At 74.9% G+C, this 26,629-nt stretch carries 19 protein-coding genes; 7 read left to right on the top strand and 12 right to left on the bottom strand.

All coding sequences use genetic code 11. The features are described 5' to 3' along the window. Window positions 1–9: 9 nt before the first annotated feature. The 8 genes from nudC to JOF36_RS31930 form a co-directional block, all read right to left on the bottom strand. Window positions 10–1,029: an NAD(+) diphosphatase gene (gene nudC / locus JOF36_RS31895; RefSeq protein WP_210034240.1), complete on the bottom strand. Its 1,020-nt coding sequence runs from the start codon at window positions 1,027–1,029 to the stop codon at window positions 10–12. Beyond that, window positions 1,026–2,411, bottom strand: coding sequence for a M16 family metallopeptidase (locus tag JOF36_RS31900; protein ID WP_210034242.1), 1,386 nt, complete (start codon window positions 2,409–2,411; stop codon window positions 1,026–1,028). The genes nudC and JOF36_RS31900 overlap by 4 nt, the downstream gene beginning before the upstream one ends. After that, a complete protein-coding gene (locus tag JOF36_RS31905) occupies window positions 2,408–3,760 on the bottom strand; it encodes a M16 family metallopeptidase (protein ID WP_210034244.1) in 1,353 nt (450 codons plus the stop codon). The genes JOF36_RS31900 and JOF36_RS31905 overlap by 4 nt, the downstream gene beginning before the upstream one ends. Window positions 3,761–3,799: 39 nt before the next feature. Further along, window positions 3,800–5,077 (bottom strand): aldehyde dehydrogenase family protein, encoded by a 1,278-nt coding sequence (locus JOF36_RS31910; RefSeq protein ID WP_210034246.1) that lies wholly within the window; start codon window positions 5,075–5,077, stop codon window positions 3,800–3,802. 114 nt (window positions 5,078–5,191) lie between these two features. Next, window positions 5,192–6,139, bottom strand: coding sequence for a class F sortase (locus JOF36_RS31915; protein WP_210034248.1), 948 nt, complete (start codon window positions 6,137–6,139; stop codon window positions 5,192–5,194). After that, on the bottom strand, window positions 6,136–7,125 hold the full coding sequence (locus JOF36_RS31920) for a DUF4142 domain-containing protein (protein WP_210034249.1): 990 nt from the start codon (window positions 7,123–7,125) through the stop codon (window positions 6,136–6,138). Before JOF36_RS31920 ends, JOF36_RS31915 begins: the two co-directional genes overlap by 4 nt. Before the next feature lie 104 nt (window positions 7,126–7,229). Continuing rightward, window positions 7,230–8,093, bottom strand: a complete 864-nt coding sequence (locus JOF36_RS31925) for an exodeoxyribonuclease III (protein WP_210034251.1) — start codon at window positions 8,091–8,093, stop codon at window positions 7,230–7,232. A 53-nt stretch (window positions 8,094–8,146) separates the two neighbouring features. Continuing rightward, entirely contained in the window at window positions 8,147–9,145 is a 999-nt protein-coding gene (locus JOF36_RS31930) for a potassium channel family protein (protein ID WP_245352958.1), read from the bottom strand. Window positions 9,146–9,272: 127 nt separating this feature from the next. Here JOF36_RS31930 and JOF36_RS31935 point away from each other — a divergent pair, with 127 nt between their 5' ends. From JOF36_RS31935 to JOF36_RS31960, 6 genes are all read left to right on the top strand, one after another. Then, a complete protein-coding gene (locus tag JOF36_RS31935; protein WP_307862691.1) occupies window positions 9,273–10,370 on the top strand; it encodes a sensor histidine kinase in 1,098 nt (365 codons plus the stop codon). Beyond that, window positions 10,367–11,209, top strand: coding sequence for a LytR/AlgR family response regulator transcription factor (locus tag JOF36_RS31940; protein WP_210034253.1), 843 nt, complete (start codon window positions 10,367–10,369; stop codon window positions 11,207–11,209). Before JOF36_RS31935 ends, JOF36_RS31940 begins: the two co-directional genes overlap by 4 nt. Next, complete coding sequence (locus JOF36_RS31945) at window positions 11,206–11,601, top strand: hypothetical protein (protein WP_210034254.1); 396 nt, start codon at window positions 11,206–11,208, stop codon at window positions 11,599–11,601. Before JOF36_RS31940 ends, JOF36_RS31945 begins: the two co-directional genes overlap by 4 nt. Then, window positions 11,598–13,265, top strand: coding sequence for a sodium/solute symporter (locus JOF36_RS31950; RefSeq protein ID WP_210034255.1), 1,668 nt, complete (start codon window positions 11,598–11,600; stop codon window positions 13,263–13,265). Before JOF36_RS31945 ends, JOF36_RS31950 begins: the two co-directional genes overlap by 4 nt. Before the next feature lie 188 nt (window positions 13,266–13,453). Then, window positions 13,454–13,807: a DUF485 domain-containing protein gene (locus tag JOF36_RS31955; RefSeq protein WP_210034256.1), complete on the top strand. Its 354-nt coding sequence runs from the start codon at window positions 13,454–13,456 to the stop codon at window positions 13,805–13,807. Further along, window positions 13,804–15,447 carry a monocarboxylic acid transporter gene (locus JOF36_RS31960; protein WP_307862692.1) on the top strand — a complete coding sequence of 548 codons (1,644 nt, stop codon included), beginning with the start codon at window positions 13,804–13,806 and terminating at the stop codon, window positions 15,445–15,447. The genes JOF36_RS31955 and JOF36_RS31960 overlap by 4 nt, the downstream gene beginning before the upstream one ends. Before the next feature lie 85 nt (window positions 15,448–15,532). Here the strand turns inward: JOF36_RS31960 and JOF36_RS31965 are convergent, their stop codons facing one another. The 3 genes from JOF36_RS31965 to serS form a co-directional block, all read right to left on the bottom strand. Next, entirely contained in the window at window positions 15,533–19,045 is a 3,513-nt protein-coding gene (locus JOF36_RS31965; protein ID WP_210034257.1) for an ATP-dependent helicase, read from the bottom strand. Between the two features lie 104 nt (window positions 19,046–19,149). Beyond that, the gene (locus JOF36_RS31970) at window positions 19,150–19,938 is read right to left on the bottom strand and encodes a glycoside hydrolase family 16 protein (RefSeq protein WP_210034258.1); all 789 of its coding nucleotides are present in this window, start codon (window positions 19,936–19,938) and stop codon (window positions 19,150–19,152) included. A gap of 950 nt (window positions 19,939–20,888) precedes the next feature. Then, window positions 20,889–22,139: a serine--tRNA ligase gene (serS, locus tag JOF36_RS31975; protein WP_210034259.1), complete on the bottom strand. Its 1,251-nt coding sequence runs from the start codon at window positions 22,137–22,139 to the stop codon at window positions 20,889–20,891. 78 nt (window positions 22,140–22,217) lie between these two features. Between serS and JOF36_RS31980 the strand changes: the two genes are divergently transcribed. Next, entirely contained in the window at window positions 22,218–23,057 is an 840-nt protein-coding gene (locus JOF36_RS31980) for an LLM class F420-dependent oxidoreductase (protein ID WP_210034262.1), read from the top strand. A gap of 75 nt (window positions 23,058–23,132) precedes the next feature. On the opposite strand, the gene JOF36_RS31985 is transcribed toward JOF36_RS31980, so the two are convergent. After that, the gene (locus JOF36_RS31985) at window positions 23,133–26,585 is read right to left on the bottom strand and encodes an ATP-dependent helicase (protein ID WP_210034264.1); all 3,453 of its coding nucleotides are present in this window, start codon (window positions 26,583–26,585) and stop codon (window positions 23,133–23,135) included. Window positions 26,586–26,629: the final 44 nt, after the last annotated feature.

The raw sequence follows: 26,629 nt of genomic DNA on the forward strand, positions 1-26,629 counted from the left end.
ACGGGGCGGTCAGAGCCCGACGGCCGCCCACGCGTCCAGCATCGTCCGCGCGATCGACACCCGGCCCGGCAGCCTGACGACCGGATCGGTCCGTTCGTGCGCGTCCCGGCCCTCCGGCGCTCCCCAGTCACCGCGGGCCAGCGCGGCCCGCAGCTGATCGCGGGTGATCCACAGTGCGTCGGCGATCTCCCCTTCCTGCGGCACCAGCAGCGCGTCGGGGTCGGCGATGGCATGGAACCCGACCATCAGCGACCGCGGGAACGGCCACGCCTGGCTGCCCAGGTACCGGACGTCGGTGACGTCGAGCCCGACCTCCTCGGCGATCTCGCGGTGCACGCACGCCTCCAGCGACTCGCCGGACTCGACGAACCCGGCGAGCACCGAGTAACGCCCGACCGGCCAGACCGGCTGGCGGGCCAGCAGGACGCGGTCGGCGCCGTCGTGCACCAGGCAGATGACCGCGGGGTCGGTGCGCGGGTACTCCTCGTGCCCGTTCTCGCAGATCCGGGCCCAGCCGGCGTTGTGCGGCCGGGTGCGGGTGCCGTCGACCGCGCAGAACCGGGCGCGGTCGTGCCAGTTCAGGGTGGAGACGGCGCAGGTCAGCAACCCGGACCCGAGCGGGTCGAGGAACGCGCCGGCGGCGCGCAGATCGGCCCACTCCCCGGGATCGTCGGCGGCGGTCCAGGCCGGGCCGCCGCGCACCGCCCAGTACGGGACGCCCTCGGACTCGCCGAGCAGGACCGCCTCGGCGGGCGGCTCGGGGGCCAGATCGGTGCCGGCGCGGGTCCGGACCTGCCCGCCCCGGCCGGCCGCGGCGTCCCAGGCGGCGGCGTCGGTCTCGCGGAACTCCCGGTCCGGATCGACCTGCCAGTCGACCGGGGTGCGCCCGGACTCGTCCACGACGACGACCCGGGCCTTCGGCCAGGAGTCCCGCACGTAGACGGGGTCCAGGCGCAGCCGCTCGTCCCGGTCGAGGATGTTGCGCGACAGGACGGGCTGGTCGGTCAGCTCGAAGTATCCGCGGCTCACGGGCGGCTCACCCCGCCCAGCGCCGCCAGGCGCGGTCCGATGACCTCGGCGTCGCCGACGATCACGCCGGTGAACCGGGACGGCGCGAACAGCTCCGCCGCGGCCTCGGTGACCTCGGCCGTCGTGACGTCCTCCAGCCGCCGTGGCCGTTCGCGCAGCCACTCGAGGTCCAGGCCTGCCGCGTCCAGCGCCGACAGCGTCCCGGCCAGCGCGGACTGGCTGTCGAGCGAGATCAGCAGCGAGCCGATCGCGTAGCGGCGGGCCGAGTCGATCTCCTGTTCGGTGGGCGGGACGGCGACCATCCGGCCCAGCTCGTAGCGGGTCTCGAGCAGCGCGGCCGCGGTGACGTCGGACGCGACGTCGGTGTCGAACCCGAGCACCGCACCGCCCGGCACGAACTCCTGGCCGGAGTGCGCGCCGTAGGTGTAGCCCTTGTCCTCGCGGATGTTCTCCATCCAGCGTGACGAGAAGTAGCCACCGAACACCAGGTTGGCGAGCTGGAACGCCGTGTAGCGCTCATCGGTGCGGTCCACGCCCGGCGCGGTGAGCCGCAGCTGGGACTGCACCGAGCCGGGGCGGTGCACGAGCTCGAGATCACCGGCCCGCGGCGGCTCGGGCGCCCACAGCCGCCGGGCCGGGTGGTCACCGGTCCAGTCCCCGAGCCGGCGGGCGACCTCGGCGATCGCGGCCTCGGGATCGATGTCGCCGACGAGCACCAGCCGCGCGCCGTCCGGTACGACGACGTCGGCGTGCAGCGAGCGGACCCGCTCGGGCGTGATCTCGCCGACGGCCTCGGCGGTCGGCATCTCGGAGACGATCGGGTGGTCGCCGAAGCGCTTGCGCATCAACGCCTCGCGGGCGACGGTGCGCGGCTGGGCGCGGGCGACGGCGATCCGCTCGGCGAGCCGGGCGCGCTCGCGGACCACCTCGTCGTCGGGGTGGGTGGCGCGGATGAGGACGTCGGCGAGGACGTCGAGCACGACCGGCAGCCCGGACGCCAGCGCGGAACCCCCCGCCTGCAGCCACTCCGGGTCGACGGCGACGCCCAGCTCCGCCCCGACGGCGGCGAGATCGTCGTCGATGCGGACCCGGTCCCGGGTGGCGGTGCCGGTCAGCATCGTCTCGACGAGGACCTCCGTGCCGGCGGTCCGGGCGGCGTCCGCGGACGGCTCCGGGGACGCCGCGGGGATCCGCAGCACGGCCTCGACCAGCGGGACGCCGGGCCGGCGGGCGGCGAGCACGGTGAGCCCGTTCGGCAGCGTCTCGGTGACGACGTCGGGCAGTGGCACCTGCTTGGTGCTCCCGAGGGCGGGCAGCTCGCGCGGGCCCCGCTCGGTGCGGCCGATCTCCTCGGCGCTGCGGTGGGTGCGGGCGGCGGTCACGCGATGGTCCCCTCTGTGTTGTCGGTCCTGTCCGGGCTGTCGCCGGCCGCGGGCTCGACGGTCAGCACCGCGCGGCCGGCCGAGCGCAGCCGGGCGGCGGCCGCGGCGACGTCGTCGCCGGTCAGGGCGGCCAGCCGGGCGGGCAGCTCGTACGCCAGCTCCGCCCGGCCGTAGAGCAGCTCCCGGGCGCCGAGACCCAGCATCCGGAACATCACCCGGTCGTCCTCGCGGTGCAGCGCGGCGGCCCAGCGCGCGGACTGGCGGGCCAGCTCGGCGGTGTCCGGGCCCTGCTCGGCGAGCCGGTCCAGCTCCTCGTCCACCGCGGCGGTCACCCGGTCCGTCGAGACCTCGGCCGGGTGCACGGCGGTGATGGTGAACGTGTCGGGGTCGCGAGCGTCGAACGGGCCGCCCATCAGGCCGTTGCCCGCCGCGACGTCGGTGACCAGCCCGTCGGTGTGCACCAGGCGGCGCTGCAGGCGGGCGGCCTCCCCGTCCGTGAGGACGGAGGCGAGCATGGCGTGCGCGAGGTAGCCGTCGGGGTCCGCGGCGGGGTCGGGCACCCGGTAGCCCAGCGCCAGCGCGGGCAGCGGGGCGTGCGCGTCGAGCACGTTCTGCCGGCGCTCGGTACCGGGCACCGGCTCGGCGAACGACGGCCGCTGCGGCACCGGCCGCGCGGGGATGTCACCGAAGTGCCGCTCGACCAGCGCGAGGGTGCCGTCGACGCCGTACTCACCGAGGTCGCCGTGCACGGTGAGCAGCGCGTTGCCCGGGGCGTAGAAGGTGTCGAAGAACGCGGCCGCGTCGTCCAGGCTCGCCTGCTCCAGCTCGGAGAAGTCGCCGTAGCCGTTGTGCGCGTTCGGGAACGTGTCGTAGAGGACCGGCGGCAGCAGGATCCAGGGGAACCCGCCGTAGGGCCGGTTGTGGACGTTGAGCCGGATCTCCTCCTTCACCACGTCCACCTGGTTGCGCAGGTTCTCGACCGTGAGCTTCGGCGCGCGCAGCCGGTCGGCCTCGAGGAACAGCGCGCGTTCCAGCGCGGCGCCGGGCAGCACCTGGAAGTAGTCGGTGTAGTCCTGGTGGGTGGAGCCGTTGAAGATCCCGCCGGCGGACTGCACCTGGCGGAAGTGCTCCAGCTTCTCCAGGCTCTCGCTGCCCTGGAACATGAGGTGCTCGAACAGGTGCGCGAAACCGGTACGGCCCTGCGGCTCGGACCGGAAGCCGACGTCGACGTGGACCGAGACGCCGACCACCGGGGTGGCCGGGTCCGGCACGACGAGGACGCGCAGTCCGTTGGACAGCGTCGCCCGATGCAGTTCGAGGGCGGGGGTCGCGACTTGGGTCGGGGACACGCTCGCGAGGCTATCCCGCGCCCCCGACGACGTGGGTGATCAGGCGGGTGGCAGCACCACGAACTGGCGCAGGCCGAGGTCGTGGTAGGTGACCGGGCCACGCGGGCCGGGGGTCTGGTCGACGTTGATCCCGGTCTCGGGCAGGCCGAGCAGCTTGTAGCCGTCCAGCAGCCGCGACGTCGCGTTCCAGAACACCCCGGTACCGGTGTAGCGGTCGATGAAGCGCCGGGCGACCGCCTCGTCCGAGGCGCAGATCGTCGCCGCCAGCCCGGAGGTCTCGCGAGCGGCGGTGTCGGCGGCGTCGTCCGGGCCGTCGACCGCGGCGACGGTCACGTGCGCCTCGGCGCCGGAGTCCAGCGCCCACTCGTGGCCGAGCCGGTGGCTGTGCGGCGGCAGGGAGAGCTCGACCTCGCGGGCGTCCAGCGCGGCCTTCGCGACCGGGAGCAGCGTGTCGTAGACCGGCCGGTCGATCAGCAGCAGGTTCAGCCGGTTGCAGACACCGAGCCGGTCGGTGGAGTCGGTGACCAGCCGGGTCACCTCGGCCTCGGTGGCGCTCGAATCGAGGTACAGCACGCCGCCGCCGTCGGCGTGCGCGAGCACCCGGGTGCCCGCGGTCGCGCCCAGCACCGACAGCTTGCGGGTGACCTCGCCGGAGCCACGGACGACGACCAGCGGCACCAGGTCCGGCAGGCCGACGAGTGCCTCGGCGCCGCCGTGCCCGGGCAGCGGGACGAGCTGCACGGCGCCCTCCGGCAGGCCCGCCGCGGCCAGAGCCGGCCGCAGCACCCGCTCGACCAGCGCCGTCGCGCTGCCCAGCGCCGCCGATCCGGTCCGCAGCACGGCGGCGCTGCGGGCCTTGAGTACCTGCGAGGCGACGTCGACGGTCACGTTCGGGCGGGCCTCGAACACCGCACCGATGACGCCGACCGGGATGCGGCGCTCGAACACCCGCTCCCCCGTGTCGAGGGTGCGGACCGGCCACTCGGTGGGCGGCTCGGGGGTCGCCGCGAGCACCTCGAGCTGGGTGGCGATATCGGTGAGCCGCTCCTCGGTCAGCCGGAGCCGGTCGAGCAGGCCGGCAGCCATGCCGCGTCGCTGCGCCGCCTCGACGTCGGCGGCGTTGACCTCGAGCAGCTCCGGGGCCCGGTCACGGATCAGCGCGGCGGCGACGCGCAGTGCCTCGTCGACCGCGCCCGGGGCCGCGGCACGGACGGCCGGGGCGGCGGCGCGGGCGCGCTGCGCGGCCTCGCGGACCGCGGCGAACTCCGGGGCCTCGGTGGCGTTCTGGTCGGGACCGGTGACGGTGCTGCTGCTCACGCAGGTCAGGGTAAGCGCCGGTCGCCGACGCCCACTCACGGACCGGGAGTCGACGAGGGGCACATGGGCGTCGACCTCGCGTGATCGAACAGCGCTGGCGTGCCCCTCGCGAGGTCAGGCCGGCTCGGGCACCGCGTAGACGACGATGTTCGACTCGTAGCTGCCGGTGGCCGGGTCGAACACCCCGCCGCAGGTGATCAGGACGAGCTGCGGGGGGCCGTCCCGGCGGAACACCTCGCTCGGCAGGTCGTACTTGCCGTACTCGCGCCGGGCGGTGACCCGGTACGTCGCGGCACGGCCGTCGGCGCCGCGGACGGCGACCGGTTCCCCCACGGTCAGCTCCGGGAGCACGGCGAGGACACCCACGCCGTGGGTGCGCGAGTCGACGTGCCCGGCGATCACGGCGCTGCCCGCCGCACCGCCCGGGAGCACCCCCGGCGACCACCAGCCGACGTTGCGGACCTGCTCGGGGATGACCATGCCGCCGTCGGGGCCGGTACCGACCGACTCGACGGGGGCGGTGATCCCGCGGGCCGGGAGCTCCAGGGTCGCCGGGACGACCGGCTGCGAGGCTGCGGCGGGAACGGGGTCGGCCGGTGGGCGGTGGATCGGTGAGACCGTCCACGGCTCCTTCGGCGCGATCGGGGCCGGACCGGCCGGGCGCGGCGCAGGCGCGGCGGGGCCGGACAGCGGTCGGGCCCGTTCCTCCGCGGGGACGGGCGCCGGCAGAGCCGGTTCACCCCACGGCACGGCCGCCGGGCCGGCCGGCTCCTGCGGGGCCGCGGCCGGTTGGCGGGACCGCTCCCGCCCGGGTCCGGCGGCGGAGAGCGGGGACGCCGGGTCCGGCGGCACCAGCACCGGCAGCACCTCGGCGGCGGGCACCGGCTGCGCGGAGCCCGGGCCGGAGGATGCGGCGGGGACGGTCCCCAGATCCTCGGCGGTGATCTGCGGACCGTCGCCCATGGCGATCCCGGCGCCGGTGCCCAGCAGCACGGCCCCGGAGAGCAGCAGAGCCGCCGCTCCCCGGATGCCGTCCTGCTGGTGCCGGCGCCGGTTCCTCACGCGCGCGAGCGGCGCAGCCGGATCAGACCACCGGCGAGCAGGGCCAGCCCGGCACCGCCCAGCGCGACCGGCAGCACGGCGTCGGCCGGCGACGCGGCCTGGCCGCCGGTACCGGCGTCGACGGCGGGGGCGCCGCCCTGACCGGAGCCCTCGGCCGAGCCGGAGCCGGAACCGCCGGTGCCCTCCTGGCCGGAGCCGTTCGCACCGGAACCACCGGAGCCACCGGCGCCCGCCTCGGGACCGGCCGCCTGGCCGCCCTCACCCGAGCCGCTGCCGCCACCGGCACCGGCCTCGCCACCGCCGGCACCGGCCTCGCCGCCACCGGCGCCGTTCTCCCCGCCCGCGGCATCGCCGGAGCCACCCGCGGCATCGCCCGAGCCGCCCGCGGCGTCGCCGGAGCCGTCGGCACCCGGGGTGCCCGCACCGGCCGCGGCGGCCGCCTCGTCGAGCTGGGTCTTCAGCTCACCCAGGCTGGTCAGCTGGGCGCGGGCCTGTTCCAGCTGCTCCGGAGGGAGGCCGGGCACGTTCAGCAGGGTCTGCGCCTGCTCGTTCAGCTGACCGACCTGCTCCTGGGCGGCCTGCAGCCAGGCCGGGTCGAACTGGTCACCGGTACGGGCCTTGAGGTCGTCGACCTGGGCCTGGACCTCCGGCGAGACCTGGTCGGGCAGCGTGATGCCGGCCGACGAGGCGAGCCCGCGCAGCTTCTCGTCGATCTGCTGTCCCTCGCTCTGAACCTGCGGCGCGAGGTCCTTGACCTGCTGCCCGACGCCCTGCTCCATACCGACTCCGCCGAGCGCGGCGAGACCGAGTGCCTTCTGGTGCGCGTCGCCGAACGCCTGGCGCGGGTCGCCGACACCCGGAATCTGCGGCAGCTCGGTGGGCATGTTCGGGACCTGCGGCGTCTCGCCACCACAGGCGGTCAGCCCGACGAGCGCGAACGCGGCGGCGGAGGCGCCGACCGTGCGGCCGATGCGATTGCTGTTCATGGTGATCCCCCGGGGGTTGCGGTGCACCTGCGTTGGGCTATCAGGGTGAACATGCGCTGCGCAACAGGAACCACACGTCTCGGGGGGTACCGGGCGGTGAGCGGCTACTTCTTTCGGACCACGGGCGCCGGCGACGACGGCGGCGGGACGACCGGTCCGGCGTCCCCGTCGGGGGCCTCGTCGAGGTCGAGCACCACCGGCGCGTGGTCGCTCGGCAGCTTCCCCTTCCGCGCCTTGCGGTCCACCCAGACCGCCGCGCGCCGGTCCGCCGCGGCGTCCCCGGCGAGCACGAGATCGATCCGCAGACCCTGGTCCTGGTGGAACCGCCCGGCGCGGTAGTCCCAGTAGGTGAAGACCCGCTCGTCCGGCCAGCGCTCGCGCAGCACGTCGCGCAACCCGGTGCCGCAGAGCTCGGTGAGGGCGGCGCGCTCGGCCGGGGTGACGTGGGTGGAGCCGTCGAACGCCGGCCGGTTCCAGACGTCGTCGTCGGTCGGCGCGATGTTCATGTCCCCGGCCACCACCGCCGTCGCCGGGTCGCCGGCGGCGACCATGTCCCGCAGCGCCGCCAGCCAGCGCAGCTTGAACGCGTAGTGCGGGTCGGTGGGCTCCCGGCCGTTCGGCACGTACACCGAGGTCACCCGCAGTCCGCCGCACGTCGCGGTGACGGCTCGGGCGTCGGGCTCCGACGACCCGCCGTCGGTGAAGACGGGCTCGCCGGGCAGCCCGCGCTCGACGTCGTCGAGCCCCACCCGCGAGAGCAGGGCGACGCCGTTCCAGCGGCCCTGGCCGTGGTGCGCGACCGCGTAGCCGCGCTCGGCCAGCGCGTCGTCGAAGGTCGCGGCGAAGTCGTCGTCGGAGAGCTTGGTCTCCTGCAGGCAGACGACGTCCGGCGACCGCTCGTCCAGCCAGGGCAGCAGGCGGGGCAGTCGGGACTTCGCCGAGTTCACGTTCCAGGTGGCCAGGCGCACGGTTGCAGAGCCTATGCCGGGTGCCCGGCGCCGGAACCGAGCCCCCGGGGTGCCTACTCGTCGTCCGGCGGGGTCGCCTTGCGCACGTAGAGCAGCTGGTCACCGCGTTCGAGGGCGTCCACCGCGGCCGCGTCGACCCGGTGGAGCCGGTCGTCCCGGACCACCCCGAGCACGATGTCGGGCAGGTGTCGCGGGGAGCCGCCGACCTCGGCCGGCTCGACCTGGCGCTGCGAGATGGCGAAGCCGGCATCCGGGGTGAGCAGGTCCTCCACCACCTCGACGACGGCCGGGGACCGGGTCGCGACGCCCAGCAGCCGCCCCGCCGTCTCATCCGAGACGATCACCGAGCTGGCACCGGACTGGCGGAGCAGGTGCACGTTCTCCGCCTCGCGCACCGCGGCGACGATCGAGATCGACCGGGACAGCTCGCGGGCGGTCAGGGTGACCATCACCGCGGTGTCGTCCCGGTCCAGCGCGACGACCAGCGTGGTCGCCAGCTGCACGCCGGCGATCCGTAGCACCGCCGAGCGGGTCGCGTTGCCGGACACGGTCACCAGCCCCAGCCCGGACGCGACGTCGAGCCGGGCCCGGTCGGTGTCCACCACGACGATCTTCTCGGGCTCGACGCCGTCACCCAGCAGTGTCTCCACCGCGGCCCGGCCCTTGGTGCCGTAACCGACGACGACGGTGTGCTCGCGCACGCGCGACCTCCAGCGCTGGATCCGGAACGACTGCCGGGAGCGTTCGGTGAGCAGCTCGACGGTCGTACCGACGAGGACGATCAGGAACAGCACCCGCAACGGGGTGATCACGGCGATGTTGACGGCCCGCGCCATCTCGCTCACCGGGACGATGTCGCCGTAGCCGGTCGTCGACAGCGACACCGTGGCGTAGTACAGCGCGTCCATCAACGAGATCGCGCCCGCGCCGTTGTTGTCCTGGTAACCGTCGCGCCCGAAGTAGACGATCATCGTCGTCGCACCGAGCGCGAACAGCGCGACCGTGAGCCGGGTCAGCAGGGAGCGGACCGGGCTCGACCGGGTGTCCGGCATCCGCAGCGCGTTCTCGGCCTGCGGGTCGAGCGCGGCGAGGCGGGAGGAGCCGATCACATGCCGCAGGTTAGCCACCCACCGGCGGCCACGCCCCGCCGGAGCGGGCCCCGGGCCCTATTCTGATCGGGTGCGGGCCGAGGGTGACTCCGATCGTGGTGCGCGCACATCGCTGCGCCCCCGCTTCACCGGCCGCTTCCGGTCGTCCGGCGGCTCGTCCGCCGACGCGACCGAGGTGCTCGACGCCGGCGTCGCCGTCGCCGCCGGGCTGCGCGCACCGGCCGGCTCCCCCGTCGCGGTCGAGGCGCTGCGGCGGCTCGCCGGGCTGTGTGGCGCCGACGCGGCGGGGCTGCTGCTGCCCGGCCGTCCGGAGACGTGGTGGGGCCCCGGCCGCGAGGACGGCGTCGCGCTCGGCAGGCGGGCCCACGGGCGGCGGCTCTCCGAGGACGACCTGCTCGCGCTGCCGCTGGGCACCGATCCCGGTCCCGACGCCCCGGTACTGGTGCTCGGCGGTGGCGTGCCGCACGCGGCCGCCCGCCGGATCGCCGGGTTCACCGGCGACGCGCTGGAGCGGGCCCGGTTGGAGGAGGGTGAGGCCGAGGCCGAGGCCGCCCGGCTGCGCGAGCTGCGCGCCCAGATCTCGCCGCACTTCGTCTACAACGCGCTCACCACGATCGCCTCGTTCGTGCGCTCCGACCCGGCCCGGGCCCGGGACCTGCTCGAGACGTTCGCCGAGTTCATCCGGCACTCCCTGGCGGCCCGCGGCGACTACACCCCGCTCGCCGGCGAGTTCCGGTCGGTGGAGGCCTACCTGACGCTGGCCCGCGCGGTGCTCGGCGACCGGCTGCGGGTACAGGTGCGGGTGGCACCCGAGGTGCTGCCGGTACCGGTGCCGGTGCTGGCGCTGCAGCCGTTGGTGGAGAACGCCGTGCAGCACGGCGTCGAGAAGACACCGGACGGAGGGCTGGTGCAGGTCAGTGGTGAGGCGGAGGGCGACGTCTGCGTGATCGCCGTCGAGGACGACGGGCCGGGCATGAACCCCGAGCACGCCCGCGCGGTGCTCGCCGGCACCGCCGAGGGGGCCGGGCTCGCGCTGGTGAACGTCGACCGGCGGCTGCGCGCGGTGTACGGCGCGGAGTACGGCCTGGTCATCGAGACCGCGCCGGGTGCCGGGACCCGGATCGTGCTGCGCATCCCGCGGTTCCAGCCAGGGGTGGTCGTCCGATGAGTACAGCGAACCCCCGGGGCGCCGCCGACCTGCTGCGGGTACTGGCCGTCGACGACGTCGCCCCCGCCCTCGACGAGATCTGCGCGCTGCTGACCGACGCCTCGGACGTCGGCGAGGTCGCACGGGCCGGTGACGCGGTCGAGGCGCTGCGGGCGATCCCGGCCGGCCGGTTCGACGCGGTGTTCCTCGACATCACGATGCCCGGGATGGACGGCCTGGAGCTGGGTGGCGTGCTCGCGGCCATGGCTGCCCCACCGGAGATCGTCTTCGTGACGGCGTTCGAGGAGCACGCCGTCGCCGCCTACGGCCTCGGTGCGGTCGACTACCTGCTCAAACCGGTCGGTGCGGACCGGCTCGCCGAGGCACTGGCCCGGGTGCACCGGGCCCGCGCCGGGCGGACCGCGAGCTCGCCGTCCCCCGCGCAGCACGAGGAGGACAGCGCCCCGGCCGCCCCGCGGGTCGACGAGCTCGCGGTGCTGCCGGTCGAGCTCGCCGGCCGGACGCGCTACGTCCGCCGCGAGGACGTCCGGTTCGTCGAGGCGCACGGCGACTACGTCCGGCTGCACACCCCGTCCGGATCGCACCTGGTGCGGATTCCGCTGTCCCGGCTGGAGGAGCACTGGGACTCGCACCGGTTCCTCCGGGTGCACCGCAGCTTCCTGCTGCATCTCCCCGCGGTGCTGGAGCTGCGCAGTGACGCCGGTGGCGGACTGCTCGCGCACACCGACGCCGGCGACGCCCCGGTCAGCCGCCGGCACGCCCGTGAGCTGAGGGAGCAGCTGATGGCCGCGGCGTCGTCGGACGCCCTGGACAGCGGCCGGGAGCGGGGCCTGCGGTGAACCGGCCGCGCCGGGTCGCCGTGACCGCGCCGCCGGAACCCGGTGCGCGATCCCGTCCGGCGCCCGCGCACCCCGTCCCGGAGACGGTGCTCGACCCGGCACGCGCGGAGTACGCGCGCACGGTCCGCCGCGCCCAGCTGCGCCGGGTGGCGGTCACGCTGGCGTGCGGTGCGGTGCTGCTGTTCGGGCTCCCGGTGCTGCTGCACGCCGCGCCGGGACTCGCCGGGTGGCGGGTGGGCGGGCTGCCGCTGGGCTGGATCGTGGTGGCCTGGCTGCCCTACCCGCTGCTGGCCCTGCTGGCGTGGTGGCACCTGCGCGGGGCCGAGCGGGCCGAGCGGGCCGAACGGCCGGGCGACGACGGGCCGGGGACGCCCCCGGCACCCCCGCCGTGACCGGAGCCGCCGTCGTCGTGCTGCTGCTGGTCACCGTGCTGATCGGGGCCCGCGGCGTCGCGGCGATGCGCACCACGTCGGACTTCCTGGTGGCGTCCCGGCGGACCTCGCCGATGCTCAACGCCGCCGCGGTGTCCGGCGAGTACCTGTCGGCGGCGTCGTTCCTCGGCGTCGCCGGACTGGTGATCAAGGAAGGCACCGGGGCGCTCTGGTACCCGGTGGGGTTCACCGCCGGTTACCTGCTGATGCTCGCGCTGGTGGCGGCGCCGATGCGGCGCAGCGGGGCACTCACCGTGCCCGGGTTCGCCGAGGCCCGGCTGGGCTCGCGGTCGCTGCGCCGATTCTGCGCGGTGGTCGTGGTGGTGATCGCGGTGCTGTACCTCGTGCCGCAGATCGTCGCGGCCGGCCAGCTGCTCACCCTCGTGTCCGGGGTGGACTACTGGGTCGGCGTGGTGGTGTCCGGGCTCGCCGTGGGCATCACGCTGGCCCTGGGCGGGATGCGCGCCGCAACCTACGTCCAGGCGTTCCAGTTCGCGCTGAAGCTGTTGCTCTTCGCCGGCCCGGCCATCTGGCTGCTGCTGCTCGCCGGGCCCACGCTGCGCGCCGACATGGCCGCACCGCCCGAGTTCACCCACTTCACCCGCGAGACGCCGGTCGACTTCCGGCTGGACACCGAGCTCGTCGTCACCGAACCGACCCTGGTGGCCGTGGACGGGGTCCCCGTCGAGCTCGCACCCGGCCCGCACGAGGCGCGGGCCGACCAGGTGTGGCTGTTCCCGGACGGCGCCGCGGTGCCCGAGCTGGGCGGGGACCGGGCGTCACTGCCCGTGCCCGGCGGTGAGCAGTGGGCACTGCCGCTGCTCGGTACCGGTGACGCCGCGCCGGTGGTGGCGACCTGGTCGGTGCTGGTGGCCACGGCGCTCGGGACGATGGGGCTGCCGCACATCATCGTGCGCTTCCACACCAGTCCGGACGGCCGCAGCGCCCGCCGGACCGCCGCGATCACCGTCGCGCTGCTGGGCACGTTCTACCTGTTCACGATCGTCTACGGGCTGCTCGGGACGGTGCTCACCCCGGAGCTGCACCTGTCCCAGGGCACCGACACCGCGGTCGTCACCCTGCCCGGGCGGGTCGCCGACGGCTCGACGGCGTCCGTGCTCACCGCTCTGCTCACCGCGGGAGCGTTCGCGGCGTTCCTGGCCACCTCGCTGGGCCTGCTGCTGGCCCTGTCCGGGGCGCTGGCGCACGACCTCATGCCCAGCGGTCTGCGACGGCTGCGGCTCACCGCGCTGGCCGCGTCGGCCGCCGTCGTCCCGGCGGCGTTGCTGATGGTCCGGGTGGACGTCAGCGCCGCCGTGACCTCGGCGTTCACCGTCGCGGCGTCGACGTTCTGCCCGCTGCTGGTGCTCGGACTGTGGTGGCGGGGCTTGACGGCGCGCGGCGCGTACGCCGGAATGGTCACCGGGCTGGCCTGCTCCGTGGGGTCGATGGCGCTGGGCGGCGCACTCGCACTGGGCGGGACGGCGGGCATGCTGCTCACCCAGCCGGCCCTGTGGTCGGTACCGCTCGCGTTCCTGGTGATGATCGCAGTGTCACTGGGCGATCACGTTCCGTCGTGGGCAGAAGCTACGATGCTGCGGCTCCATCTGGCCGATCGCGACTGATCGCCTACATAACCGACAAGCTTCTGTCAAGACCGTTGGTCGAGTTCTGACGCGGCCGATCGTCCGATCGTCCGCCGTTCGCATCACGGCACGAACAGGGCACGCGTGTGGGGTTCCGTACACGGCCGCCAGGGCATCTCCTGTTGCGCAGTCCGTGGCCGCGCGCGGATTTATGCAAGGAGGCATACGTGAGTACGTCCAAGCCCGATGAGCACGCCGGGGCGCAACCGCCCGGTGCTCCCGACTGGGCGGCCGTACAGGCCGGCCCCGACTTCCAGGAGCTGCGCAAGCGGCTCCGCGGATTCGTCTTCCCGGTCACCGCCGGGTTCCTCACCTGGTACCTGCTGTACGTGCTGCTCGCCAGCTTCGCCCCGGACTTCATGGCGACGCCGGTGGTCGGCAACATCAACATCGGCCTGATCCTGGGCCTTCTGCAGTTCGTGTCCACGTTCGCGATCACGGTGGCCTACGTCCGCTTCGCGGACCGCAAGCTCGACCCGCTGTCGTCGAAGATCCGTGACGAGATCGAGGGGGCGAAGTGAGCACCACCGTCCTGGCCCAGGCCACCGCGGGCAGCAGCCCGTTCCTGAACATCTCGATCTTCCTGGTCTTCGTGATCGGCACGCTGGGGATCGTCTTCTACGTCAACAGCCGGCACTCCAAGAAGACGGCGTCGGACTTCTACACCGCCGGTGGCGGGTTCTCCGGCACCCAGAACGGCTTCGCGATCGCGGGTGACTACCTGTCCGCGGCGTCGTTCCTGGGCATCGCCGGCGCCATCGCGGTCAACGGCTATGACGGGTTCCTCTACTCGATCGGCTTCCTCGTCGCCTGGCTGGTGGCGCTGCTGCTGGTCGCGGAGCTGCTGCGCAACACCGGCCGGTTCACGATGGGTGACGTGCTGGCGTTCCGGATGCGGCAGCGCCCGGTCCGCGCGGCGGCCGCCACCTCGACGCTGGCCGTGTCGTTCTTCTACCTGCTGGCCCAGATGGCCGGTGCGGGCGCGCTGGTGTCGCTGCTGCTCGGAGTCTCGGGCACGTTCGCGCAGGGCGCGGTCATCGCCGTCGTGGGTGTCGTGATGATCGCCTACGTGCTGATCGGCGGCATGCGCGGCACCACCTGGGTCCAGATGATCAAGGCGGTGCTGCTGATCACCGGTGTCCTGGTCATGACGATCTGGGCGCTGGCGCTGTTCGGCTTCAACTTCTCCGCACTGCTCGGCGCGGCCGTCGCCGCCAACCCGGAGGACGGCGCGGCGCTGCTCTCCCCCGGCCTGCAGTACGGCGTGAGCACGACGTCCAAGATCGACTTCATCTCGCTCGGTCTCGCGCTGGTGCTCGGCACCGCGGGCCTGCCGCACGTGCTGATGCGCTTCTACACCGTGCCGACCGCCAAGGAAGCACGGAAGTCGGTCGAGTGGGCGATCTGGCTGATCGGCCTGTTCTACCTGTTCACCCTGGTCATCGGCTACGCGGCCGGCGCCCTGGTGGGACCGGAGACGATCCAGAACGCGCCCGGCCGGGTCAACTCGGCGGCGCCGCTGCTGGCGTTCGAGCTCGGCGGGCCGGTGCTGCTCGGCGTCATCGCCGCGGTCGCGTTCGCGACGATCCTCGCGGTCGTCGCCGGTCTGACGATCACCGCGTCGGCGTCGTTCGCGCACGACGTCTACATCAACGTGATCAAGAAGGGCGACGTCAAGGACACCGAGGCCACCGAGGTCCGGGTCGCGCGGCGGACCGCGATCGTGATCGGTCTGGTCGCGATCGTGGGCGGGATCCTCGCCAAGGACCAGAACGTGGCGTTCCTCGTGGCGCTGGCGTTCGCGGTGGCGGCGTCGGCCAACCTGCCGACGATCCTCTACTCGCTGTTCTGGAAGCGGTTCAACACCACGGGCGCGCTGTTCTCGATCTACGGTGGCCTGGCCGCCACCGTGATCCTGATCATCTTCTCGCCGGTGGTGTCGGGGAAGGGCCCGGAGTCGTCGAGCCCGTCGATCTTCGCGAACTCGGACTTCATGCTGTTCCCGCTGTCGAACCCGGGCCTGGTGTCGATCCCGCTGTCGTTCCTGCTCGGGGTGATCGGTACCTACGTCGGCCAGAAGCGGCACGACGGCAGCAAGTACGCGGAGATGGAGGTCCGGTCGCTGACCGGTGCCGGCATCGCCAAGGCAGAAGCGCACTGACCCACACCGCGCAGGCGCACGGCCCCGCGAGCCCGCATCCCGGAGATCCCGGGGCGCGGGCTCGCGGGCGTTTCGGGGCCCTGGTTCAGGCAGCCGGGACGCCGGCGACCAGCGCGTGCAACCCGTCCGCGTCGAGCAGGTCGGCGGGGCGCAGCGTCACGCCCTCGCGGACGTAGTGGAAGGCCGCCCGCACCCGGTCCGGCGAGACGCCCTGCAATGCCGCCCAGGCCAGCCGGTAGGCGGCCAGCTGCACCCCCACCGAGTGTTCCCGATCGGCCCCGGGCGGGCTGCCGGTCTTCCAGTCGACGACGGTCCAGCCGCCGTCCGGGTCTGTGAACACGGCGTCCATCCGGCCGCGCACCGCGACCCCGGCGAGCACGGTCTCGAACGACACCTCCACGTCGACCGGCATGCGGTCCGCCCACTCCGAGGCCTCGAACGCGGCCTGCAGCTCGGCCAGCTCGGCGGCGTCGGACTCCGAGGTGATCGACTCGTCGGCGGCCCCGGGGAGCTCGTCGATGTCCAGCAGCCGCTCCGCGCCGAACCGCTGCTCCAGCCAGGCGTGGAAGGCGGTGCCCCGGCGGGCGTGCGGGTTCGGCGGCATCGGCACCGGTCGCCGCAGCCGGACGGCGAGCGCGTCCGGGTCGTCGGCGAGCTCCACCAGGCGGCTCACCGACAACCGTCCGGGCAGCGCGACGGTCGGGCGGTCCGCGGCCGCGGCGCGTTCGGCGAGCAGGACGTCGACGTCGGCGGCCCAGCCCTCCGGGTCACCCTCGCCGTCGACGATGCCGGGCTCGGCGGTCGACCCGGACCCGGTCGGACCGGACGCGGTCGATCCCGGCGCGGCCGGTCCGGACGCGGTCGATCCCGGCGCGGCCGATCCGGACACGGTGGGCCCAGACGCGGTCGACTCGGGCGCAGCCGGCTCCGGTGCGGCCGGCTCCGGTGCCGGGCCGGGGAGATCGAGCGCGAGCTGATCGGCGCCGGCGCGCCGGGCCGGACGCGTGCGTTTCGGCTTCCGCGCCCGCAGCGCGTCCCGGACCAGGTCGGCACCGGCACGGACGTCGTCGGCGCGGTCGCCGAACGGGTCCGGTGGCCACGTGGCGGTGCGCTCCACCCCGAGCGCGGGGTTGCCGGTGTCCGCCTCGGGCGGCGGCGCCCACACCTCCAGCTCGCCGACCTCCGAGCCGCCGGGACCGCTCAGGATCTCGGCCAGCTCGGTGAGGAACACCGACGGTTCCTTCGGCCGCTCCCCCGTCGCAGGCCAGCGGTGCCCGGACACCAGCAGGGTGCGCTCGGCGCGGGTGAGCGCGACGTAGAACAGCCGGCGTTCCTCGGCGAGGCGGCGCTCGTCGAGCGCGTCGTCGTGGTCGTCGAGGGCGTTCTCGACCTGCTTGCGGTCCGCGCCGGGCGGTGGCAGGTCGAGTCCGGGCAGGTCGTCGGCGTCGCCGCGCAGCGGGACCGGCAGGTCGGAGGGGTCCTTGAGCCAGCTCCCGGACATCTTGCGGCCCGGGAAGACCTGCGCCACCAGGTGCGGCACGGCGACGACCTCCCATTCGAGGCCCTTCGCGGCGTGCACGGTGAGGATCTGCACCCGGTCCGGGGCGACCTCGACCTCGCCAGGGGTGAGCCCCTCCTCGGCCTGCTCCGCGGTGTCGAGGTAGTCGAGCAGCGCCGGCAGCGACGGCACGTCGGCGCCGCTCGCGAAGTCGGCGACGACATCGGCGAACGCGTCCAGGTGCGCCCGCCCGGTCGGCCCGGGGCGCGACGTCGTCTCGACGTCGAGCAGCAGCGTCCGCTCGACGTCGGCGACCAGGTCGGTCAGCGGCGCGGCGGCCCGGGCACGCAGCTGGGACAGCTCGCGGCCGATCCGCCGGATCCGGTCGAACCCGGCAGGCGAGTAGCGGTCCGGCGCCCCCGGGTCGTCGAGGGCGTCGACCAGGCCTGCCTGCTCTGCCTGTTCACCGGGCAATGCGCCGAGTGCGAGATCGGACGCCGAGAGCGGTCCGGACCGGGCCGGGCGTGCCGGGACCAGCTCCCGGGCCCGCTGCCAGAGCGCGGCGAGATCGGCGATGCCGAGCCGCCAGCGTGGCCCGGTCAGCAGCCGGACGGCGGAGGGCCCGGCCAGCGGGTCCGTCACGACCCGCAGCGCGGAGACCAGGTCACGGACCTCGGGGGTGGACAACAGCCCGCCGAGCCCCACGACCTCGACCGGCACCCTGCGGTCGCGCAGGGCGGCGGCGAGCGCGTCCATGTCGGAGCGGCGACGGACCAGGACGGCCGCGGTCGGCGGGTCTCCCCCGTCCTCCACACCGGCGTGCCAGCGGGACGCGACGCCGTCGGCGACCCAGTCGACCTCGGCGGCGACGTCGGCCAGCAGGGCGGCCCGGACGTCGCCGGGGCCCGCGCCGTCGAGCGGGCGCAGCTCCCCGACCCGGACCGAGCCGGGCGCCGTCCGCAGCGGCTCGGACACCCGGTTCGCCAGTGCGAGCACCTCGGCCGGGTTGCGGAAGCTGGTGAGCAGGCCGTGCACCGGTGCCGGGTCACCCCGGTGGGCAGGGAAGTCGGTGCGGAACCGGGCCAGGTTCCCGGCGCTCGCCCCACGCCAGCCGTAGATCGACTGGCAGGGATCGCCGACGGCGGTGACCGAGCGGTGCTCCGGTTCCGGTCCCGGGTCCGGCGCGAGACCCGGCGGCACGCCGAAGAGTGCGCGCAGCAGGACCCGCTGGGCGTGCCCGGTGTCCTGGTACTCGTCGAGCAGGACCGCGCGGTACTGGCCGCGCTCGATCCGCCCGACCTCCGGATCGGCCTCGGCGATCCGGGCTGCGAGCGCCATCTGGTCGGAGAAGTCCATCGCCTGCTCGGCCTGCTTGCGGCGGGCGAACTCCGCCACCAGCGGCAGCAACTCCAGGCGCATCCGCTGCCCGGCGATGCGCGCCTTGTACCCGGCGGACGGCTCCGCCCGCTGCCGTTTTCCGGGCGGGGCGTGCTCGAGCACCGGCAGCATCCGGGCGGTGAGCCGCTCGACGTCGGCCGGTTCGACCAGGTGCTCACCCAGCTCCCCCGCGATCGCCAGCAGGTATCCGGTGACCGTCGCCGGGACCCGGTCGATCTCCAGGTCCGCGGCCCAGGTGGAGACGACCCGGTGCGCGAGCTGCCAGGCGGCGGTGGGGCTGAGCAGCCGGTTCGCCGGTTCCGCCGGCAGCCGAAGGGCGTGCTCGCCGACGAGGCGGCCGGCGTAGGCGTGGTAGGTGGAGACGGTCGGTTCCCCGGCGAGCAGCGCGGCCTTGCGGGCTCCGGTGGGATCGAGGTCGTCGAGGAGCCGGGCCCCGGCGAGGCGCCGCAACCGGGACCGGACGCGGGTGCCGAGCTGCTGGGCGGCCTTGCGGGTGAAGGTGAGGCCGAGGACCTGCTCGGGCAGCACCCGCCCGGTCGCGACCAGCCAGACGACGCGGGCGGCCATCGTCTCCGTCTTGCCCGCCCCGGCCCCCGCGACGACCAGTGCCGGACCGGCCGGGGCGGCGATCACCGCGGCCTGCTCCTCGGTCGGCGGGTGCAGGCCGAGCGCCGTGGCGAGCTCGACCGGGGTGGGGTCCATGCCCCTGTTCTACCCGGCACCGCCGACGCTTCCGGGCGCGCCCACCGGCCCGATCCGGACCGCGGTGACCATCGGCAGCGCAGTGGACCCGTGGCCGGACGGACTCAGACCGGCTCGTACACCCGCGCCCAGTCGACCTGCAGCCGCACCTCGTCCGGAGTGGTCGCGTCCGGGGCGGGGATCCACTTCACCGCGGGGCCCTGGTCGAGCTGGATGCACAGGTGCATCGGCGTCGTGGGGATGGCCCGCCGGTCGGTGACCTCCCACTTCTTCTCGCCGTCGACGTACCAGGTGATCCGGTCCGGCAGCCACTCCATCGCGAACGTGTGCCACTGCGTGAAGTCGCCGGGCGTCTCGGTGGACAGGACGTGGTTCTCCGCGCCGTAGTGCACGAACGCCGTCGCCGCGCCGCGGTCGCCGTAGGGGATCTCCATCATGTCCAGCTCACCGTCGGCCGGGAACCGCTCGGAGTCCGGCCAGAGCAGGATCGCGGGGCTGTAGCCGGTGCCCGGGTCGGTGCGCGCCCGGAACTCCCAGCGGCCGTAGGGCTGCCCGCTGTGCATGGCCATGCCACCGGACACGCCGCCGCCCGCAGCCCGCGGGCGGGCGGTGATCGTGAGCAGGCCGTCGTCCATGGAGATCGCCGACGGGCGGCGCAGACCGTTCCCGAACCCGCCGGGCGAGTTGTAGACCGTCCAGCTCGACCGGTCGACGCGGGTGCCGTCGAACTCGTCACCGCCGACCTGGCGCCACTGCTGCGGCGGAGGCGGAGGCGGTGGGGGCGGCAACTGGTTGTCGAGCGCGGACGTCGCGGTGACGCCGCCGACCTCGCCGTCCGGTGGGACGAGGACCGTCCAGATCAGGCCGGTGACGGCGACCAGCACCAGCGCCATCACACCGGCGCCGTGCGCGACCCGACGGCGGAGCCCGGTGTGCTCCCGACGGCGCTGCGAGCGCGACGCGAGGTCCGGGGCGGCGTTCGGTGCGAGATCCGGGGCGACGTGCGGGGCAAGGGTCGGAGCGACGTTTGGGGTGAGGACCGGTGCGAGATCCGGGGCGCGGTCCGGCGGGAGATCCGGGGCGCGGTCCGGCGCGAGATCCGGTGCGACGGGTCGGCGCGATGCAGCAGGGCGCGCCGGATCCCCGCCGAGATGCGCCTCACGGGTGTCCAGAGATCCACTATTCCCCCTGAGGCGCATCTCGGCGGGGTCGGCCGGAACCGCCGGGCGACGCAGCTCGGACGGGCGAGGTGGGCCTGCCGGCCGGGGCAGCTCGGACAGCCGGGACGGGCCGACCGGGCGAGGCAGGTCGGCCGGGCGAGCCGAACCAGCCGGGCGAGGCAGGTCGGCCGGGCGAGGCAGGTCGGCCGCGCGAGCCGGACCAGCCGGGGGACGCAGCTCGGCCGGGCGAGCCGAACCAGCCGGGCGGCGAGGCTCAGGCGGGCGAAATGGTTCAGTCGAGTGGGGCGAATCTGCCGGGCGAGGCAGCTCGGCACGGGCCTGACCGGGGTCCTGCTCGCCGGGCCACCCCGTGACCGGCCGTCCCGAGGCGCCGGGCTGGCGCACGACCGGTCCCGGTCGCCCGGGCGGTCCCGGCTGCTCGGACGGTCCCAGTCGCTCGGGCGGTCCCAGCTGCTCGGACGGTCCCAGCTGCTCGGACAGCCGCGCCGCACGCCGCGGCCTCGGCACGACGGGGCGCGCGCCGGGCCCGAGCCCGGATACAGGTCGCCCCGTTCCGTCCACGACTACAGAGACGCACGGACGCAAGTCCGGTTGCGCCCCGGGTCGCCCCCGTCACGGTGTGCCCGCCCGGCCGCTGCGGGTTCCCGCTCGCGGCGCGACGCTCAGGCGGGCGGGGCCCCGACGGTCGCGGGCGCCCCGTGCCGCTGCAGCACCTCGGGCACCGCGACGGTCCCGTTCGCGTCCTGGAAGTTCTCCATGATCGCCAGCATGGCGCGGGCGGTGGCGCCGGTCCCGTTGAGCGTGTGGACGTTCTCGGTCGGCGCGTTCGCCTCGCGGCGGAACCGGACGTTCAGCCGTCGTGCCTGGTAGTCGGTGGTGTTGGAGCAGGAGGTGATCTCGCGGTAGCGCTCCTGCACGGGGAACCAGGCCTCGATGTCGTACTTCTTCGCGGCCGGGTTGCCGAGGTCGCCGACGGCGATGTTCTGCACCCGGTAGGGCAGGCCGAGGTCCTGCACGATCGACTCCTCGTACGCGAGGAGCTGCTCGTGGACGTCCTGGGAGTGCTCGGGCAGGCAGTAGACGAACATCTCGACCTTGTCGAACTGGTGCACCCGGAACATGCCCTTGGTGTCCTTGCCCGCGGCACCGGCCTCGCGGCGGAAATTCGTCGAGAACGCGACGTAGCGGGCCGGCAGGTCCTCGACGCCGAGGATCTCGTCCATGTGGATGCCGGCCAGCGCGACCTCGGACGTACCAGTCAGGTACAGGCCGTCCTTCTCGAGCTGGTAGAGGTTCGACTCCTCGGTCGGCAGGAAGCCGGTGCCGTACATCGCCTTCTCGCCGGCCAGCACCGGGCCGAGCACGGGTACGAAACCCTCTCCGACCAGCTTGTCCATCACGAAACGGAACAGCGCGATCTCGAGCATCGCGACGTCACCGAACCGGTAGGCGAACCGAGACCCGGACAACCGGGCGCCGCGGGCCATGTCCACCCGCCCGGCCGGCGAGCCGAGGTCCAGGTGGTCACGCGGCTCGAAGTCGAACGACGGCCGCTCGCCCCAGGTCCGGACGGTGACCGCGTCCTCCTCGGCCATCCCGTCGGCGGCGGTCGGGTCGGGCAGGTTCGGGATCGCGGCGAGGAGAACGGTCCGCTCGGCGTCGGCCGCGGCGAGGTCCTCCTCCGCGGCGCGCAGCTCGTCCTTCTCCTTCTTGAACTGCTCCACCTGCTCGGGCGTCGGCTTGCCCTTGGGCCGCTGCTTCTGCGCGGCGCGCAGGCCGCCGACGCGGTCGGTCAGCTCCCGCCAGCGGACGTCGACCTCCAGCAGGGCGTCGAAGTCCGCGGACGCGCCGCGACGGGACAGCGCCGTGCGGAACCGGTCCGGGTCCTGTCGGGCCGCCTTGAGGTCGATCACTGGACGCCCAGCCTCTCGTATCGGGGATGCCATCGTAGAACCGGGAATGATCGCGCCCGTCCGGTGGTAGTCGACTACATGACTTCCTCACTCGGCCGATACGGCGTCTGGCGGCACGCGAGCGGTCTCACCCCCGAGCTGGCGCAGCACATCGAGTCGCTCGGCTTCGGCGCGATCTGGATCGGCGGGTCGCCTCCCGGGGATCTGAAGCTGGCCGAGTCGCTGCTCGACGCGACGTCGTCGCTGGTCGTCGCCACCGGCATCGTCAACATGTGGTCGACCCCGGCGGACGAGGTCGCCGCCTCCTACCACCGGGTCGCGGGCGGGCACCCGAACCGGTTCCTGCTCGGCGTCGGGGTGGGCCACCCCGAGGCGACCAGCGACTACACCCGCCCGTACGCGACCATCGTCGAGTACCTGGACCGGCTCGACGACGCCGGTATCCCGCTGGGCGGGCGCGCGCTCGCCGCGCTCGGGCCGAAGGTGCTGGAGCTGTCCCGGGAGCGGACCGCCGGGGCGCACCCCTACCTCACGCCGCCCGAGCACACCCGCATCGCCCGCGACAGCCTCGGCCCGGACCGGCTGCTGGCCCCGGAGCACAAGGTCGTGCTCGACACCGACCCGGAGGCCGCCCGCGCGCTCGGCAGGCCCGCCGTGCAGAAGCCCTACCTCGGACTGCGGAACTACACCACCAACCTCAAGCGTCTCGGGTGGACCGACGACGACATCGCCGACGGCGGCAGCGACGCGCTGATCGACGCGCTCGTCGCGCACGGCACGCCGGAGCAGGTCGCGGCCCGGCTGAACGAGCACCTGGCCGCCGGCGCCGACCACGTCTGCGCTCAGCTGATCACGCCGCAGATGCGGGACCCGGAGGACGGTCTGGCCCGCCTCGCCGGCGCGCTGGGCATCGGCTGACACCGGCGCCGGCCCCGGCCGCGCCACCGGTCACTCCGGGCGCGGCCGGGTCGCCCGGCGTTCCTCCGCAGGTAATCATCCGTCCACGACGGTCCGGCCCGTCTCGACGGCCGGGCAGCTGGTCCGCACCGGGCAGCGGTCGCAGTCCGGCCCGGCGCGCGCCACGAAGACCGCCCCGGCCGAGTCCTCGGCGCAGCGCATCAGCACGTCCCGCCAGTGCCCCATCTCCTCGGGCTGCAACGGTGTCTGCCGTGGCTCCTTCGCCTCCCCGCTCGCCTTCCGGTCGGCCAGGAACAGCAACCGCGCCCCGCCCGGTTCGACGCCGGCACCCACCAGCTCGTCGAACGCCCCGAGCGACGCCGCCAGCTGGTAGACGGCGAGCTGGTGGTGCTCGGCGGTGGCCCGCGCCGAGGTCGCCGTCTTGCCCGTCTTGACGTCGATGACCACCGGGCGCCCCTGGTCATCGTGCTCGAGCCGGTCCACCCGGCCGCGCAGCCGCACCCGGCGGGTGGTGGCCCCCGCGGCGTCGCCGCCGGCCCCGTCGGTGTCGAGGAGCAGCGGTTCGACGTCCGGCGGCGGATCGCCCTCGACGCCGGGTTCCTCCGGTGCCGGGTCACCGCCGAGGTCGAGCTGGATCGACTGCTCGACGGCGACCAGCCCGAGCCCCTCCGCCCGGCTGCGACGCACCCAGTCGTCGAACGCGGCCAGCATCTCCCGGACCCGCGCCAGCTCCCGGCGGCCGAACCACGGCGCTCCCGCATCCAGCCGCTTCCAGGCCGACCGCAGCGCTTCCTCCAGCTCGCCCGGGTCCGCGCCGGCGGCGCGGGCCTGCACGAGCGCGTGCACCAGCGAGCCGGTGACCGCCGACAGCGCCCCGGTCTCGTCCCCGCCGTGGCGCGACAGCACCCAGCGCAGCGGGCAGCCGGCGATCGTCTCGACGTCGGACGGGGAGATCGGCACCAGCTCGCCGTCGGCGCGCAGCGGGGCGTGGTCGGAGAGCTCGGCCAGGCCGTACCAGTCGTCGGGGTGCGCGCCGGGGACGCCGTCGGCGGCGAGCCGGGCCAGCTGGGTCGCCGCGCGCCGCCGCCGGGCCGCCCGCTCCGGGTCGCCGCGGTCCGGTGCGGTGACGGCGCGGCGCAGCTCGCCCACCAGCTCGGCCATCACCAGCGACCGTTCCGGCCGGTGCACCGGGCGGGCCTCGGCGGCATCGGCCGGGCGCGGGTCCAGCTCGTCGAGGAAGCGCGAGGGCTGCTCGTCCTCCCCCTGCACCGCGCTGACCAGCAGGGCCGATCGGGCCCGGGTGCAGGCGACGTGGAACAGCCGCCGTTCCTCGGCGAGCAGCGGCGCCGTGCGGGACACCGCGGAGCCGGGCTCCGCGACGCCGGCGACGAGATCGACGAGTTGCTCGTGGCCGAGCAGGCTGCCGCGCAACCGCAGGTCCGGCCAGACCCCCTCCTGCACGCCGGGGACGGCGACGACCGTCCACTCGCGACCGCGCGCCCCGTGCGCGGACAGGAGCTCGACCGCCCCGCCGCGCGGGGACTGCGGGGCGAGCGTCTCGCCGGGCAGCTGCTGGTCGGCGAGGTACTCGAGGAACCCGCCGACATCAGCGCCGGGCAGCCGGTCGGTGTAGCGAGCGGCCGCGTCGAACAGGGCCAGGACGGCGTCGAGATCCCGGTCGGCGGCCGCGCCACCGGGCCCGCCGCGGGCACTCGCCTCGGTCCATCGCCGGGCCAGGCCGGTGCGCCGCCACACCCGCCACAGCGTCTCCTCCACGGGGTCGCCGGCCGCGATGGAGCGGGCGGCGGTGTCGAGGAGCCTGCCGACGTCGCGCATCGGGGCGGCCTCGGCCGGGGACAGCATGGCGAGCGGGTCGGGCCGGCCGTCGACGGCCTCGCGCAGCATCTCCACCAGCAGCGGATCGCTGCTCGCGGCGGCCGGGTCCCCCTCGCCGGGCCGGGGGTCCTCGTCGTCGGGGTAGGTCCGGACGTCGTTCCCCGCGGCGGCGTGCATGCGCAGCAGGCCGCGGCGCAGCCGGCGCATCCGCATCGGGTCGCCGCCACCGAGCTGGGAGGTGAGCAGCGAGGTGGCGAGATCGGCATCGATCGACGACGGTCGCGACGCCGCCCGCAACACCAGCAGCAGCGGGACGACGGCGGGCTGACGCGGCAACGGCACCTCGTCCGGCGGGGCGGCGATCGGGACCCCGGCCGCCGCCAGCGCGCGGCGCAGCGCGGGCAGGGTACGGCGGGCCGAACGGGACAGCACCGCCATCTCCGCCCACGGGACCCCGTCGACCAGGTGCGCACGGCGCAGGCGATCGGCGATCCACCCGGCCTCCGCGGACGGGGACCCGAACACCCGGACCTGCACGGCCTCACCGGCCCCCGCCTCCACCGGGCCGGGCGGGGCATCGGTGTCGGCCTCGGGCCCGCGGCGGGACCGGGTCCGCCCGGAGCCGGGGAGCTTCTCGGCCAGCCGCAGTCCCGCCGTCCGCACCTCGGGGGTCTGGCGGTGGTCGACCGTCAGCAGTTCGGTCGGCGCGTCGATCGCGTTCAGGCCCTGCGGATCCGCCCCGCGAAAGGTCAGCACCGCCTGGTCGGGATCGCCCGCCAGCAGCGTCGACTCCGCGTCCGCCGCGAGCGTCGCGACCAGCTCCATCTGCTGCGGGTCGAGATCCTGCGCGTCGTCGACCATCAGGTGCCGGACCCGCTGCCGTTCCTGGTCGCGCAGCCCGGGGTCGGCGGCCAGCACGTCCAGCGCGGCGGCGACGAGCTCGGCGGAGTCCAGCGCGGGCGCGGTGGCCTGCGGAGCGCCGCGGCCCGCGGCACCGCGGAGCAGGGTGACCTGCTCATAGGTACGGAAGAAGCGGGCCGCGGCCACCCACTCGTCGCGGCCGTGACGCTCGCCCAGCAGTGCGAGCTCCTGCGGGCCGAGACCCCGCTCGGCGGCGCGCAGCAGCAGCTCGCGCAGCTCCGCGGCGAAACCGGGCAGGCCGAGCGCCGGATCGAGGCGCTCCGGCCAGCCCGAGCCGGGCACACTGCCGTTCCAGCTCTCGATCTCCCCCGCGAGCAGCTCACGAACCACCACGTCCTGCTCGGCGGACGCCAGCAGCCGGGGCGGCGGGTCCTCGTGCCGGGCAGCGTGCAGGCGCAGCACCCCGAACGCGTACGAGTGCACCGTCCGGACCAGCAGCTCCCGGGTGGTCCGAACGCCGAAGTCCCCGGCGAGCTCGCCACCGCCCGCCGTCAACAGTGTGGTGAGCCGCCCACGCAGCTCCTCCGCGGCGCGGCGGCTGCCGACCAGCAGCAGCACCGAGCCGGGCGGGGCGCCCTCGCGGACCCGGCGGACGACCGCGTCGAGCAGCAGGCTCGTCTTGCCGGTACCCGGTCCGCCCAGTACTCGCAGCGGCCCCCGGTCGTGGTCGAGCACCCGGGCCGCCGCACCCGTCCACACCCGCGCGGGGACGGGCGGTGGGTCCGCGCGTACCAGGCGCGGGGACGCCTGCTCCGCGGTTGCTCGGGTCATGGCTCGATTCGACCACGGACCCCCGACAGTGACGCGCCGCCCCG

The sequence above is a fragment of the Pseudonocardia parietis genome, from assembly GCF_017876315.1.
Taxonomy (GTDB): domain Bacteria; phylum Actinomycetota; class Actinomycetes; order Mycobacteriales; family Pseudonocardiaceae; genus Pseudonocardia; species Pseudonocardia parietis.

Coding starts and splice junctions, on each gene's coding strand:
- JOF36_RS31920 (WP_210034249.1), bottom strand. CDS start 7,125: ATGAACAGCAATCGCATCGGCCGCACGGTCGGCGCCTCCGCCGCCGCG.
- JOF36_RS31930 (WP_245352958.1), bottom strand. CDS start 9,145: ATGCCGGACACCCGGTCGAGCCCGGTCCGCTCCCTGCTGACCCGGCTC.
- JOF36_RS31940 (WP_210034253.1), top strand. CDS start 10,367: ATGAGTACAGCGAACCCCCGGGGCGCCGCCGACCTGCTGCGGGTACTG.
- JOF36_RS31965 (WP_210034257.1), bottom strand. CDS start 19,045: ATGGACCCCACCCCGGTCGAGCTCGCCACGGCGCTCGGCCTGCACCCG.
- JOF36_RS31970 (WP_210034258.1), bottom strand. CDS start 19,938: ATGGCGCTGGTGCTGGTCGCCGTCACCGGCCTGATCTGGACGGTCCTC.
- JOF36_RS31980 (WP_210034262.1), top strand. CDS start 22,218: ATGACTTCCTCACTCGGCCGATACGGCGTCTGGCGGCACGCGAGCGGT.
- JOF36_RS31985 (WP_210034264.1), bottom strand. CDS start 26,585: ATGACCCGAGCAACCGCGGAGCAGGCGTCCCCGCGCCTGGTACGCGCG.